At 48.2% G+C, this 14,015-nt stretch carries 11 protein-coding genes; 8 read left to right on the top strand and 3 right to left on the bottom strand.

What is annotated here, in order from left to right; genetic code table 11:
- The first annotated feature begins 45 nt into the window (after positions 1-45).
- Positions 46-492: a hypothetical protein gene (locus tag ACWQXP_RS22050; protein ID WP_454065039.1), complete on the top strand. Its 447-nt coding sequence runs from the start codon at positions 46-48 to the stop codon at positions 490-492.
- Positions 493-577: 85 nt separating this feature from the next.
- Here the strand turns inward: ACWQXP_RS22050 and ACWQXP_RS22045 are convergent, their stop codons facing one another.
- Complete coding sequence (locus tag ACWQXP_RS22045) at positions 578-883, bottom strand: hypothetical protein (protein WP_454065038.1); 306 nt, start codon at positions 881-883, stop codon at positions 578-580.
- 263 nt (positions 884-1,146) lie between these two features.
- Here ACWQXP_RS22045 and glyQ point away from each other — a divergent pair, with 263 nt between their 5' ends.
- The 7 genes from glyQ to ACWQXP_RS22010 all read left to right on the top strand — a co-directional run bounded on the left by glyQ (position 1,147) and on the right by ACWQXP_RS22010 (position 12,071).
- On the top strand, positions 1,147-2,067 hold the full coding sequence (gene glyQ / locus ACWQXP_RS22040; protein WP_454065167.1) for a glycine--tRNA ligase subunit alpha: 921 nt from the start codon (positions 1,147-1,149) through the stop codon (positions 2,065-2,067).
- Between the two features lie 9 nt (positions 2,068-2,076).
- Positions 2,077-4,329, top strand: coding sequence for a glycine--tRNA ligase subunit beta (gene glyS, locus ACWQXP_RS22035; RefSeq protein ID WP_454065037.1), 2,253 nt, complete (start codon positions 2,077-2,079; stop codon positions 4,327-4,329).
- Positions 4,330-4,405: 76 nt separating this feature from the next.
- Positions 4,406-4,846, top strand: a complete 441-nt coding sequence (locus tag ACWQXP_RS22030; RefSeq protein WP_454065036.1) for a hypothetical protein — start codon at positions 4,406-4,408, stop codon at positions 4,844-4,846.
- Positions 4,847-5,046: 200 nt separating this feature from the next.
- Positions 5,047-8,091 (top strand): pyruvate, phosphate dikinase, encoded by a 3,045-nt coding sequence (gene ppdK / locus ACWQXP_RS22025; protein WP_454065035.1) that lies wholly within the window; start codon positions 5,047-5,049, stop codon positions 8,089-8,091.
- Positions 8,088-9,218 (top strand): bifunctional diaminohydroxyphosphoribosylaminopyrimidine deaminase/5-amino-6-(5-phosphoribosylamino)uracil reductase RibD, encoded by a 1,131-nt coding sequence (ribD, locus tag ACWQXP_RS22020; RefSeq protein ID WP_454065034.1) that lies wholly within the window; start codon positions 8,088-8,090, stop codon positions 9,216-9,218. Before ppdK ends, ribD begins: the two co-directional genes overlap by 4 nt.
- A gap of 316 nt (positions 9,219-9,534) precedes the next feature.
- On the top strand, positions 9,535-10,524 hold the full coding sequence (locus ACWQXP_RS22015) for a glycosyltransferase family 2 protein (protein ID WP_454065033.1): 990 nt from the start codon (positions 9,535-9,537) through the stop codon (positions 10,522-10,524).
- Positions 10,525-10,757: 233 nt separating this feature from the next.
- The gene (locus ACWQXP_RS22010) at positions 10,758-12,071 is read left to right on the top strand and encodes a carboxylesterase family protein (protein ID WP_454065032.1); all 1,314 of its coding nucleotides are present in this window, start codon (positions 10,758-10,760) and stop codon (positions 12,069-12,071) included.
- A gap of 50 nt (positions 12,072-12,121) precedes the next feature.
- Here the strand turns inward: ACWQXP_RS22010 and ACWQXP_RS22005 are convergent, their stop codons facing one another.
- On the bottom strand, positions 12,122-12,979 hold the full coding sequence (locus tag ACWQXP_RS22005) for a M48 family metallopeptidase (protein ID WP_454065031.1): 858 nt from the start codon (positions 12,977-12,979) through the stop codon (positions 12,122-12,124).
- Positions 12,980-13,407: 428 nt separating this feature from the next.
- Positions 13,408-13,839 carry a peptidoglycan-binding protein LysM gene (lysM, locus tag ACWQXP_RS22000; protein WP_454065030.1) on the bottom strand — a complete coding sequence of 144 codons (432 nt, stop codon included), beginning with the start codon at positions 13,837-13,839 and terminating at the stop codon, positions 13,408-13,410.
- Between the last annotated feature and the right edge of the window lie 176 nt (positions 13,840-14,015).

Below are 14,015 nucleotides of genomic sequence, written 5' to 3'. Positions count from 1 at the left end.
CACGGCATTTTCTGCTAGAGGTGAGGGGATGTCAAGGTCATGTGAATGCGGAAATCGAAACACTTAGTAGGAACCATTCTGGTTTTATTTGTGTGTGTATCCAGTGTTGGCATCTGGATATCTTTGATCAATTCCACTCCCACCGTTCGCATTTTCTTGGAAGAATTTCGATTTATTCCTGAAAAGATAGTACTCCCGGAGTTACAGTTTGTTCGGTTTGTGATCAATAACCAAGGGCGTGAATCGCATACGTTTTATGGTTCATTTTTTCATGATCCCACAGTGCGTATCTTCTGGGAGTCTGCTGACCGACCAACGCAACATGGAAAGGCTATTCATCTTTCTCTTGGGCAGTCAGTGAGTTTTCTTGCAAGATTTTCAGCAGGGCTCTATCCGTTCCGTTGTGTCATTCAAGGGCATCGTGGGATGGAAGGCGTCGTTGTCGTTCACAAGGAAGATGAAACTGAAGCGGAAAAGCTTGGGGAATTTTGATAAAAGAAGATATGCCTGAAGGAAAAAGAACCTTCCGAATACCTTGGTATCGGGAAGGCTCTTTCATTACATTTGATTGACAGAATCATGGTTGCGCAGGTGGAAGATAGTCTCCAGGATTGCTATCCATGGCTTCTTGCACTTTTGCATTGCGTTGGCAGGTGGTTTCAGCCAGCATTCGCTGTCCAGGACTGACGTCACCAATACTATCTAGGCAGGCCTGTAAGCTTCCTGCCGGAGATCCTGGTGAGGCGGTGTTTGTCGATTCAGTGTTTGCTGCCGAAGTACCTGAGGCACTTGATCCGTTTCCGGTTTTGTATGGCTGTTGGCATCCACTAAGCAGAATGACCAGCCCCATAGCTCCTAGCAAGACATACAGTGAACTTTTCATAGCAAAGGCCCCTCCTAAAAAAATAACAAAGCGTGGCTATAATAAATCAATGCTGCGAGTAAAAACAAGTTGAATCCCCATGTCTGGACCATTTTGCCAAGGCATCGTGAAAGCGTAGATTGTGTGACTTTCCTTGACTACCAGCAGGTTTGTTGCTACCTTTCGCGGTGCACGATGAAACTTCGTGATTGACCTTGATGTTCCTTAACGACCAGCGATCCGTATGAGAATCGTGTCCTTCTCAGGAACGGTTGAAAGAAGTTGTGACCCTCCAGGATTTGATCCTCTCCCTTCATCAGTTTTGGTCTAAACAGCACTGTATCCTTACCCAACCCTATGATACTGAAAAGGGGGCTGGTACGTTCAACCCCTCAACGTTTCTGCGTGCACTTGGTCCGGAGCCGTGGCGTGCAGCGTATGTTGAGCCCTGTCGTCGACCAACGGATGGTCGCTATGGCGATAATCCCAATCGTCTCCAGCATTATTTCCAATATCAAGTGGTGTTAAAACCTTCCCCGTCGGATGTACAAGATCTCTACCTGAAAAGCCTTGCGCATCTTGGGATCAACCCACGTGAGCATGATATTCAGTTTATTCAAGACGACTGGGAGTCTCCAACGCTCGGTGCCTGGGGGTTAGGGTGGGAAGTCAGATTGGATGGTATGGAAATTACCCAATTCACCTATTTTCAAGAAGTAGGGGGAATTGAAGTTGATCCGGTGACGGTCGAGCTCACCTATGGATTAGAGCGAATTGCCATGTATGTCCAAGGAGTTGATCATTTTTTTGATTTACAATGGGCTGATGGCGTGACGTATGGTCAACTGTATCGTGAGGCAGAAGTTCAAAATTCCACATACAATTTTGAACTGGCAAATGTCGAGATGATTCGACATACGTTCGATGCATATGAACGGGAATGCCAACAGTTGCTCGAACATGACTTAGTCATTCCCGCCTATGACTACTGCATGAAAACATCGCATCTTTTTAACCTTCTTGATGCGAGGGGGGTGATCAGTGTCGTGGAACGGACCGGGTATATTGCCAGGGTTCGAGCATTGGCGCGTGGATGTGCAGAAGGCTATCAGGCGCAACGCGAAGCGCTTGGGTTTCCACTGATATCGAAGGCACGTTCGACAGAGCAAAAACATAAATCTCTTAAACCACGTCAACGCGCGTAACCAACGATCATGAGATCATCGCCTCAAAACACGAGTCGGAACATCACAACGAAAGCCAGAAAGCGTGTTCCGTCATCTCCGGCCAACACACGTCCGCGATCATCAACACGAAAAACGTCTCGTCAACCATCCATATCTACTCCATTTTTACTGGAACTTGGGACAGAAGAACTTCCGGCTTCGTCTATTGATTCAGCGTTGCACCAACTTTCAACACTCATGAAAACGTCTCTGAGTGAGCAGCGGTTGGCCTATGAATCAATTTGGACAGTGGGAACGCCTCGCAGGTTAGTGGTCTTCATTGATGGTCTTGTGGCGAAGCAATCAGCACTGACTCAGGAGGTGATGGGCCCTCCTCAATCTATTGCGTATGATGCTCAAGGGAACCCGACCAAAGCGGCCATAGGGTTTGCGAGTACCCAAGGTGTTCCCGTGGATGCACTTCAAATTCGAGAAACGGCAAAGGGACAGTACGTGTGTGCGATGAAGCGCGAGTCTGGCCGTAGGACGTCGGAGGTGCTCAAGGAGCATCTACCCAACGTCATTCAACAATTGTCGTTTAAGAAATCGATGAAATGGAATGACTCTCAGTTACGGTTTGCTCGTCCGCTTCGATGGATTCTTGCCCTCTATGGGAGTCAAACGCTTCATTTTGAGGTTGGTGGTGTGTTGTCGGGGGCAAAGACCTTTGGGCATCGATTTCTTGGCACTCCACGTTCAAATATTGGTCGGCCCATCACGATTAAGCATCCGACGTCATACGAGGCCGCGATGAAGCGGAGTTGCGTGATAGTTGATCCCCAGGAACGACGAGCCTTGATTCAATCAGAAGTCAGTGTGTTAGCGAAATCGGTCAAAGGCATTGTGTATGCTGAACATGAATCAGAATTATTGGAACAGGCGGTGTATACGGTAGAATGTCCTCAGGCTATTCTTGGAAGTTTTAGTTCAAATTTTCTGACATTGCCACAAGAGGTCTTAATCACGGCAATGAAAGAACATCAGGGATATTTTTCACTTATTGGGGAAAATGGGTATCTTCTTCCAAATTTTATTACTGTGACGAATATGACATTACCGAAGATGGATGTCATTCGCCTAGGGAATGAGCGAGTCCTTTCGGCTCGGTTGAGTGATGCTCAATACTTCTTCCGTGAAGACCGAAAAATATCCTTAGCGAATCGTGTTGCACAATTACAGGGAATCACCTTTCACCGAAAACTTGGTTCGGTGTATCAGAAGATGTGCCGGTTACAAGAATTCGTTCCTCAGATTGCAAAAACGATTGGCGCATATGCTGTGAAAGATGTCTGTGAGCGGGCGGCATATCTTGCCAAAGCTGACCTCACGACGGGAATGGTTGGAGAATTTCCCACACTTCAGGGGATCATGGGTCGGGAATATGCGAAGTATGACGGTGAGCCTGCTGAGGTCAGTGATGCACTCGGTGAACTGTACCTTCCAGGTACGCCAGATGGTCCGTTGCCGCAGACGAATCTGGGAATTTTGTTGGGAGTCGGTGATCGACTCGATACTTGTACAGCGTTTTTTTTCGTTGGGATGACCCCGTCTGGTTCTGAAGACCCGCTGGCCCTGCGGCGGTTAGCCTACGGGCTCGTTCGAATCATCGTCGAAAAAAATCTGAGATTCAATGTGACTCAACTGATTGCTCAGGCAGAACAGATATTGAAGTCTCAAAATGTTGCACGACCGGCATCGAATGATTCAATTGGGCCCAGTCTCGTAGAGTTTTTACTCGAACGACTCCGGTTTTTTATGAAAACGCGTTATGGCGTTCCAGATGATCAGATTGATGCCGTCCTGTCAGCTCGACCACCAGGCGTTTGTGATTTCACTGATTTAGTCGCCCGTATGCATGCACTTCAACAAGTTGCGACTCAACCAGAATTTACCCCATTAATTGGCGGCTATAAACGAGTGAGTCGAATCCTTCAGAAAGAGCAATGGCGTGCGATCCAAGTCAATCAGACCTTATTTGAACATGATGTGGAGACGAACCTGCTTGAAGCCGTTGATGCCGCGCAAATCTCGATGGACGTGCATTTGTCTTCTCAAGATTATGCCGGTGCGTTGACGACATTGTTACAATTGAAAAATCCGATTGATGGATTTTTTGAAGGCGTCATGGTGAATGCCTCTGATCAACACATCCGTGCGAATCGTCTTTCGTTGTTGGGTCGGGTCAATCACCTGTTTTTCACTTTGGCCGATTTTTCACGCGTTGACACGTCGGTGAACTAATGACGACTGGTTATAGAAATATCTCACAGGAATGGATGATGTGACATTCTCATGATGAAGGTGTGGAACTCGTTTCATGTCGACCGCCGATCGAGACAGACGATTGCTTTGGTTCACCCGTGGGGTCACGGTTGCGCTCATTCTTGTCTGTAATGGTCTGATGGTGCTCGGGTGGTGGGTAAGTGGGCTCAACTTAGATGTCGCATTATCCAAACCAGAAATCTATGATGTCAGTAGCAATTATTGTGTGAAGGTGAGATTGATGGAGGTGGTTGGGGTTGATCGGCCCATGAAAGTGTGCACGGAATGGCTAGATCTTGCAGATCCATCTGGGAAAACGCATACCATTCGTGAAGGGCAGGCGTTGACCGTGGGGGTGAATGGAACGCTCCATTATGAAGAGCAGCGGAATGAAGATTACCGTCTCATTGGTCTTGTGCTGTTTGTTATGGTGGTAATAGGAGCTGGTATGTGGGCCAAGCACTACTTCGTTGCTCGCTATGCGAGACGCTTGTAACGTCTGAATGAACAGGTATAGTAATTGTCGATTGTGTTTCACGTAATCTTTCTCTATTCTTTATTTATGAGTTATCAAATGCTCCATCGAATGGTGAGTGAATGTGGGGTTGTCCTGATTGGCACCAAATCAGAAGACCTGACTCATCGAGGTCTTACGCAAACAGCGAAGCGAGCATTATTTTAGGGGGGAGCGACGTCATGCGTCACAAAAAATACGTCTATTATTATGGTGATGGGAAGGCAGAGGGTAAAGGCTCGATGAAGGAGCTCCTCGGGGGGAAGGGAGCTGGTCTGGCCGAGATGACAAATCTAAACATTTCTGTGCCACCAGGCTTTACGATTACGACAGAGGCGTGTGTGGAGTATTTTCACTCAAAGAAGCGCTATCCCCCAGGTATGTGGGATCAGGCACTGCAGGGTTTAAAGCGTGTTGAAAAGTCCATGAAGGCTCGCTTAGGAGACGTGGACACCCCGCTCTTGGTTTCCGTGAGGTCTGGAGCTCGTGCGTCCATGCCGGGAATGATGGATACGGTGCTCAATCTAGGCTTGAACGATCAAACGGTCAAGGGACTTGGGAAGAAAACCGGAAACGCACGATTTGCCATTGATGCGTATCGTCGTTTTATCGCTATGTTTGGCAATGTGGTCATGAATGTCCCCAGAGAGCATTTTGAAAAAGTGTTAGGCGAAGTGAAGCAGAGCCACAATGCCGTCCATGATACGGATTTATCCGAAGACGCCCTTCACGAGATTGTGACTCGCTACACTCAATTGGTCCGAGATGAGGAGGGTCGAGACTTCCCCCAGGATCCATTTGAGCAATTGCGTATGTCGGTGAATGCGGTGTTTGAATCGTGGTTCGGCGATCGTGCGGTGACATACCGACGACTGTATGACATTCCTGATGAATGGGGGACGGCCATTAATGTAGTGGCGATGGTCTTTGGAAACATGGGAGACACCAGTGGGACCGGTGTGGCCTTTACACGAAATCCCGCAACGGGGGAGCCGGTCTTTTTCGGGGAATGTCTTTTAAACGCTCAAGGAGAAGATGTGGTAGCTGGTATTCGCACGCCCCTTCCAGTTTCGGCGTTAAGTGAAAAATTACCGCAGGCGTATAAAGCCCTCACCAAAACACAGAAGACGTTGGAAAAGCATTATCGTGACATGCTGGACCTAGAGTTTACGATTCAAGAAGGCAAGCTGTATATGTTGCAAACTCGTGTAGGCAAACGCACGGGAATTGCTGCAGTCAGAATTGCCGTTGATATGGTGAGAAAAGGATTGATTGATCGGCGCGAAGCCATACAACGTGTGGCTCCAGAGCAGTTATCGCAATATCTCTATCCAATCTTTGAACGGTCAGAAGAAGAAAAGTTTCAATCCGTGGGCAAAGGACTGCCTGCTGGCCCAGGAGCGGCAGCGGGAAAAATCGTCTTGACAGCTGATTTGGCGGTGGAACTTAAAAGTCGAGGCGAACGGGCCGTTCTTGTACGGCAAGAAACCAGTCCTGATGATATTCATGGGATGCATGCGGCAGAAGGGTTTTTGACCGCGAAGGGAGGCATGACGTCTCATGCCGCGGTGGTTGCGCGACAAATGGGAAAAGTGTGTGTGGCGGGGTGTGACGGTGTGGAAGTGCTGAGAGATGGAAAAGTTCGCATGGGAACGATGGTGTTGTCTGAAGGTGATCCGATTTCCCTCAATGGATTTACAGGACAGGTCTATGCGGGGGATATTCCCGTTGTGGACTCAGAGGTCATTCAGGTCATTCAAGGGAAAATGGATGCCTCCCAGTCTGAGAAATATCAGTATTTTTCTACGCTTCTGAAATGGGCTGATAATTTCCGGACCTTGCGAGTCCGTTCCAATGCAGATGTGCCAGATCAAGCGCAAATTGCCAGGGGGTTTGGGGCCGAAGGCATTGGGCTTTGCCGTACCGAACATATGTTTTTTGCGGAAGACCGCGTGGAGATCATGCAGCAAATGATCTTAGCCTCTTCGAGGGAAGATCGCGAAAAGTATTTGGCACAATTGCTTCCATTACAAAAGCAAGATTTCATAGGTTTGTATCGGGAGATGAAGGGGTATCCCGTGACGATCCGTCTCTTAGACCCTCCACTTCATGAGTTTTTACCTAAGCGGGAAAACCTGATGGTGGACTTGGCCCGCTTAGAGGCAACCAATGGTAATCCCCTCGACATTCAAGAAAAGAAAAAGATGTTGGCACGTGTGGACGAGCTTCATGAATTCAATCCAATGCTCGGGCTGCGGGGATGTCGATTGGGTATTACGATGCCTGAGATTACCCGTATGCAAATTCGAGCCATCTTTGAAGCGGCGTGTGAAGTGGCAGAAGAGGGAAAAAAGATTGTTCCAGAAATAATGATTCCGCTGGTTGGCATGGCCTCTGAAATGAAAGCCCAAAAAGAGCTGATCCGTGAAGTGGCGGAAGATACGATGGCGCGTTGTGGCATGAAGTTGACCTATTTAGTGGGAACCATGATTGAGTTGCCTCGCGCGGCAGTGACGGCTGGTCATATTGCTCAAGAAGCCGAGTTCTTCTCATTTGGCACGAATGATTTAACGCAAACCACCTATGGATTTTCTCGTGACGATTCCGCGAAGTTTACGGGGTTCTATATGGATCGACAGGATCGATGCCCCTACTGCCAGCGCACGAATGTTGATTGGAAAAACATGGTGTGCCGGATGTGCAAGTCTTCTATAGACAAGAAAGCTGAGAATATTTTGGAATTTGATCCCTTTGCCATTCTTGATCGTGAGGGGGTTGGAGAGATGATGATCTGGGCCATTAACGCTGGCCGTGCAACCCGTCCGAATATTAAGCTGGGTATTTGTGGAGAACATGGTGGGGATCCGAGTTCTGTCGAATTTTGCCACAAACTTGGATTACATTATGTGAGCTGTTCTCCGTATCGTGTTCCAATTGCGCGATTGGCCGCCGCGCAGGCAGCCGTGTCAACACTCGAAGGGAAACCAAAAAAGGAAATAACGCCTTCAGAGAAAAAGACGCGTTCAACGAAAAGCGTGAAGGCGAGTGTGAAAGTCAAGGTTCCAGCGTCGAGCAAAGGTAAGGCTTCAGCGAAGAGCAACACCAAAGTTCCGGCGAAAACCAAAGCCAAAGCTCCGGCAAAGACCAAAAGCAAAGTCTCTCGTAAGGTTCGAAGTCAATCCCGTAGCCCAGTTTCTCGCACACGAAAATCAACGTCCCGCCGGTGAACAACGCCTCTCAAGACTCGGTGTACATGAAACAGGCCCTTCGTCTGGCTGAAAAGGCGAAGGGCCACACCAGCCCCAATCCGATGGTTGGGGCAGTAATCGTCCAAAATGGTCATGTGGTAGGACGGGGATATCATCGTCAAGCGGGGAGCCCGCATGCTGAAGTGATTGCGCTGAAGAAGGCTGGCCCTAAAACCCGTGGCGCAACAATCTACCTCAATCTCGAACCCTGTTGTCATACCTCAAAACGAACACCTCCCTGTGTGCCGGCAGTACAATCTTCTGGGGTGCGACGTGTCGTTGTCGCTATGCGAGATCCCAACCCCAAGGTGAGGGGAAAGGGGATACGACAACTTCGACGGGCAGGAATCCAGGTCGATGTTGGCTGCATGGAACGCGAAGCACAGGAACTCAATCAAGTCTTTAGCCATTGGATACGCACTGGGCTACCGTATGTCATTCTGAAGGCCGCGATGACACTTGATGGGAAAATCGCAACAGCCACGGGTGAATCTCAATGGATTACGGGAGAGCTGGCTCGACAACATGTGCATGAGCTGCGAAGTCAGGTCGATGCCATCATGGTCGGGATTGGCACCGTCATCAAAGATAATCCGGAATTGTCGGTACGAAAGGGCCTCTCTTCTCAACGATCAACCCATGCGCGACAACCGACGCGAATCGTGCTCGATAGTCGATTACGAATCTCTCCAACGTCGAAAGTCTTGCGATGGACGCTTGAGCAACCGTCGATTCTTTGCACAACCGCGCAGGCGCCAAAAACCAAAAAAGCGCTGCTGAAAAAAGCTCATGTGACGGTGCTCGAATTTCCCCAGAAAAAAGGTCATGTGTCCTTAACGGCATGTTTTCAAACGCTTGGAAAGTTGGGGATCACGAATGTGTTGGTGGAAGGAGGCAGTGAATTACATGCCGCCATCCTTCATGGAGGTTTTGCCAATCAGGTGCAACTCTATGTGGCTCCCCGGATGTTAGGTGGCCAAAATGCAAAAGGGGTCATTGGTGGTCAGTCGCCAACACATCTGTCGCAAGCGTTCTCGATTGACGACCTAACAGTTCAAATGCTCGGTAATGACATGGTTTTGACCGGGAAGGTCCACTCAGTCTAACTGAAAGTTATGTATGGTCGAATCTATGGTGAGTTGTACCAATTGAAAATTGTTGTCGTTCATGCGGTCCATAGATCATGAGGCTGTGTGATAAGCTTTGGGGAGGGATCATCCCTCAAGTTCTTTGTTGATATGACCGAAGACACGACCGGGTGTCTGTCTCAATAGTTCCTTCATGATGACGCCTCATCAACCTCGCGGTATCGTTGTGCTCCACATTGAATATATGAACGGATGCGGAAAATCGCCATACTGTTGGACGTAAGCTTCGACGTGGATAGTCCCATACGAAAGATTCAGTGAGAAAGGACTCAAGATGAATATTCGTACAGCAGTAGTCATTCCCTACTTTCAAAAGAAGGAGGGGGTCTTGAGAAAGTGCATCACGTCTGCCATTGAGCAAAAGGGCATTGAGGATTATGAAATTATCATTGTAGATGATGTCTCTCCGGTGACGCCCGAATCGGAGATTGAGGACATCATGAATGCTCATCCAGAAAAAATTCGAATTATTAAGCAGGAGAAAAATATGAAGCAAGGGCGAGCAAGAAACCGAGCCCTTGATGAGTTACGACCCGAAACGGAATACGTGGCATTCTTGGATTCTGATGATGAATGGACGGATGATCATCTAGCTAACGCAATCCTTGCCTTAGATAAAGGCTATGATTTTTATTTTACCGATCACTATCAGTTGCACCAGGAGATTTCAGCCTTTGATCGGATGAAGCGGGTGAACATGGAAGATCATCCGCTGATCGAAGGCACCACCCATCTGTATGAGTTCCGAGCGGATATGTTTACGCAAATTATCGTGGGGAATATCTTGGGTCAGTCAACGATCGTCTATCGATTCAAAAAAATGCCCGACATTCGCTATCCGATCGAATTTACCATTACAGGGGAAGAATATTTATTTTGGCTTGATCTGGCCAAAGCGTCGGATAAGATTGCGTTTTCCACCAAATGTGAATGTCGCTATGGCGAAGGTATGAATGTCTATTCAGCAACCATGTGGGGCCATGAGCGTGCCATTGAGAAAATTTATGACGACATGCGCTATCGGAAAAAGATTTTTGAACGGTATGAAGTCAATGACGTACAGAAAAATGCCCTCAATGAACGCATTACGAGTTTACGACAATCATTTGTGAGAGAAGTTTTGCATCGGTTGACCCATCGCATGCCGATCGACAAACAAGAATTTCTGAATTTCATCAAAATGGATCCGCAAGCCGTGCCCGCCTTCATTCCCGGAACCATTTCGGCCGTGCTCTCGATGGTGAAAAGTAAACTTGGCCGATGACGTTGGAAGACAACTCCAGGACGGCTCGTCAAATGGCCATCCTGAGTTTGCCGAAGGATGGTACGACAGGCGCATCATGAACATAAGGGGTCAGACTCGAATTTATGAAAAAGGAGGGGAATGCTGATATGGAGTATGCGGACTTTCACTGTTTAACTTTGACTGAATGTTTGAAGGGTTGGTAGGGTGATGTTATGTAATGGAATTGATTTATCAAAAATGTTACTCATCACATGAGATATGTATTGACCATCTTAAGCCTGCTTCTCTTGCTGCTGTTCGGGTTTTCAAGTCTTGGTATAACAGACGCAGCAGAACTCTCTTCAGAAAATATTTCGGAAACATCCACATCCCTCACGTCCCTTGTTCAGCAATACCTTACGTCTTTAGACGGCGAGTCTGCACAAACCGTGTTGTCTGATATTTTGAAGCATTCGGATGCCTCGGTGTCGGCCGTGTCGGAAGCTATCGAACAACCCCAAAGTTTTTCGCAGCAACCAGTCGGGCCACAGCCATCAAAGGAAATCATCGTACGAGGACGTCAGTATCGGTACAGCCTTTATGTCCCGCCTTCGTATGATCCTGGCAAACCCTATCCACTGATTGTGTGTTTGCATGGTGCCGGGTTTACGGGCGAGTCGTATTTAACACGATGGGTGCCACGATTAAATGACCAATATATCCTTGTGTGTCCGACGGTTTCGATGGGAGCCTGGTGGAGTCGTTCGGCTGAAGAACTTGTTCTGGAAATTGTGCGTACGCTTCAAGCGCACTATTCTGTTGATCGTGATCGAGTGTTCTTGACCGGGATGTCGAATGGCGGAGTGGGGGCTTGGATTATCGGGATGCATCATGCCGACATGTTTGCCGGAATTGCCCCAATGGCGAGTGGTATTGATGATGTGCTGTTTCCGTTCCTCGATAACTTACAAAACACGCCCATCTACATTATTCACGGTCTGCATGATGAAGTCATGCCGGTGAGTCTCAGTCGTTCGTTGGTCAATGAAATGAACAATCGTGGCATTCCGCATGTGTATCAGGAACATAATTTCACCCATCCGCATGCTGGAGGACATTTTTTCCCAAGGGAAGAATTGCCGGCATTGATTTCGTGGTTTGATAAACAAAAGCGAGGGCCGATTGCTCAGCGAGTGTCCGTGGTTCGGGATGCCACGCATTTACAAAGTTTTGCTTGGGTGCGGATTGATGCGACGGACCAAATCGCCGCCTTTTCAGAACAGTTAATCGATCAACGTGATGAATGGATTGCCGAGAAAGTGTATGCCAAGCTCGATGCCAAAGTGATCTCGCCGAATCGGATTGACGTCAAGACCACCAGGGTGCGACGGTATACCGTCTTTTTGAATAATGAGTTAGTTGATTTCTCTCAACCCGTGACTGTGGTCACCAATGGCAAGGTTTCATTTGAGGGACACCTCTCGCCTGACCTCCGCACGCTACTCCGCCAAGCACGATTCCGCCACGATACCCATAGACGCTATTCTGCTCAACAGACGATAGAGGTTTCGGATGAGAACGAGTGAATCGGGTCGGTCGGTGCACCATACGAGTCCAACGCAACTCCAAGTAACCATTACGATTGACAATGTTGCGCTCGCACTTCGAGCGCTTCCGGCATCCATTCCTTGAATTGCCGAATACGAGTACCGTGGCTGGGATGAGTCGACATGAATTCAGTTGGTTGTTTGCCTTGACTCATCTCCCCCATTCGTTCCCACAATTCCGGGGCCTCGGTCGGGTCAAAGCAGGCTCTGGCCATAAATAACAGACCCATGTAATCGGCTTCTGATTCATGATCGCGGGAAAATGGAAGCATAATGCCATATTGGGCTCCGACTCCCAGGGCCCCCAAGACCATTCGTTGGGTATCGTAGTCCATATCTCCCAATGCCACGCTGGCTGCCATGGATCCGATTTGCATAAGTTTTTGATGCGCCATGCGTTCGGCCCCATGACGAGCGATGGCATGGGCGATCTCATGCCCCATGACCACGGCAAGCCCATCGGCATTTTCTGCCACCGGCAGGAGCCCGGTATAGACGGCGGTTTTCCCTCCAGGTAAGGCAAAGGCGTTGGCCTGCTCTGAATTGATGACATTAAATTCCCATTGAAATCCAGGATCGACGTCAACGGCAGCCTTGGCTAGTTGTTGCCCAATACGTCGTACGAGATCGACGGCTTCTCCTTGAGACACGACTTGGGATTCACTGAGAATTTGTTGGTAGGATTGCACCCCAAGAGCCACTTCCTGTTGACGGTCAATTTCAACTAACTGAGCGCGGCCGGTGATGGGAACGATTTCTTGATTAGACACATAATAATACAGTCCGTAACAGGCAAACAGGACAATCGGGATCAGACGCATTTTCAAGCTCATTCGAGGGCGCCGTTGTCCTGGGATACGACGCCGACCTAAACCGCCGAATGGCATAGTCTCTCCTCCATGTCTTTGCACATTCTTACCCTGTCAGTGGTGAACACCTTGTTGAATGAACGTTTGCCAGCCAGGCGCCAAAAGTCATCTGTCATCGTACTCCCTCACTCAATAGTAAGAACGGAAGGAAGGCCGCGAGATAATCAGACAAACGGTCCCAGAAACATCAAGAAGAACGGAATTCAACATATGCATCCTGCTAACTCCCTTAGGTACAGACAGATCACCAGATGGGGTGGAAAGTCTACCCAATTCATTTCTCGTCTCGCTATAGGTGGTAACCCTATAAAAGTTCAGGCATGATAAGTAAAGAGGGAGAGATCGGACCAGGAGGCCACTTGGCCAGAGGTGCTACCAGAGAGGCGACCGGTTAGACGCCTCTTTGGTCAATTGAACATATCAGAGAAGGTAAAAGGACTGGCAGCTTATCCTTTAGGAATTCGTATTTTTTGCCCTGGATATATTAAATCTGGATCTTTGATGACTTCTTTATTCGCTTCAAAGATTTTCGGATAGTCCATGGCATTGCCGAGAATTTTTTGGGCTATGCCAGAAAGCGTGTCGCCTTTTTCAATGACATAGTACTCCACATTATCCGTTTGGGATGGAGCTTTAACCTTGTCAGCTCCAACGTCTGTGACACCCTGAACATTTCCCGCAAGCAACACCGCTTTTTCCATGGCTTCTGCACTCCCCGCGTCACCAGAGAGATTCACTTTGCCATCTTTAAATTCGACGTTGAGATCTTTGATGCCTGGATTGCGTGATTCAATGTGTTCCTTAATTTTTACAGCTGGCTCGTCATTGTCTCCAAAAACTTTTTCTCCGATATCTTTGACAAAATCAAAGAGCCCCATATGATACCTCCATGTTGATGTAATAAAAGATGAGTGGGGAATGAATTCAATTCTGGTAGACGATCAATTTTATCAAATGCCTGACGGCATCAATTCATGAGAATACGTGAAAGGATACTCAAAATCTATAGCGAAACCTCATGAGTTGGAACTGAAGCCTATCAACGAACCCCGCG

The sequence above is a fragment of the Candidatus Nitrospira salsa genome, from assembly GCF_965152625.1.
The sequence above is the reverse complement of the archived record's forward strand: the minus strand, read 5'-3'. Positions and strand labels throughout refer to the sequence as shown.

Coding starts and splice junctions, on each gene's coding strand:
- ppdK (WP_454065035.1), top strand. CDS start 5,047: ATGCGTCACAAAAAATACGTCTATTATTATGGTGATGGGAAGGCAGAG.
- ACWQXP_RS22015 (WP_454065033.1), top strand. CDS start 9,535: ATGAATATTCGTACAGCAGTAGTCATTCCCTACTTTCAAAAGAAGGAG.
- ACWQXP_RS22005 (WP_454065031.1), bottom strand. CDS start 12,979: ATGCCATTCGGCGGTTTAGGTCGGCGTCGTATCCCAGGACAACGGCGC.
- ACWQXP_RS22010 (WP_454065032.1), top strand. CDS start 10,758: ATGAGATATGTATTGACCATCTTAAGCCTGCTTCTCTTGCTGCTGTTC.
- lysM (WP_454065030.1), bottom strand. CDS start 13,839: ATGGGGCTCTTTGATTTTGTCAAAGATATCGGAGAAAAAGTTTTTGGA.
- ACWQXP_RS22030 (WP_454065036.1), top strand. CDS start 4,406: ATGTCGACCGCCGATCGAGACAGACGATTGCTTTGGTTCACCCGTGGG.
- ACWQXP_RS22045 (WP_454065038.1), bottom strand. CDS start 883: ATGAAAAGTTCACTGTATGTCTTGCTAGGAGCTATGGGGCTGGTCATT.
- ACWQXP_RS22050 (WP_454065039.1), top strand. CDS start 46: ATGCGGAAATCGAAACACTTAGTAGGAACCATTCTGGTTTTATTTGTG.
- glyS (WP_454065037.1), top strand. CDS start 2,077: ATGAGATCATCGCCTCAAAACACGAGTCGGAACATCACAACGAAAGCC.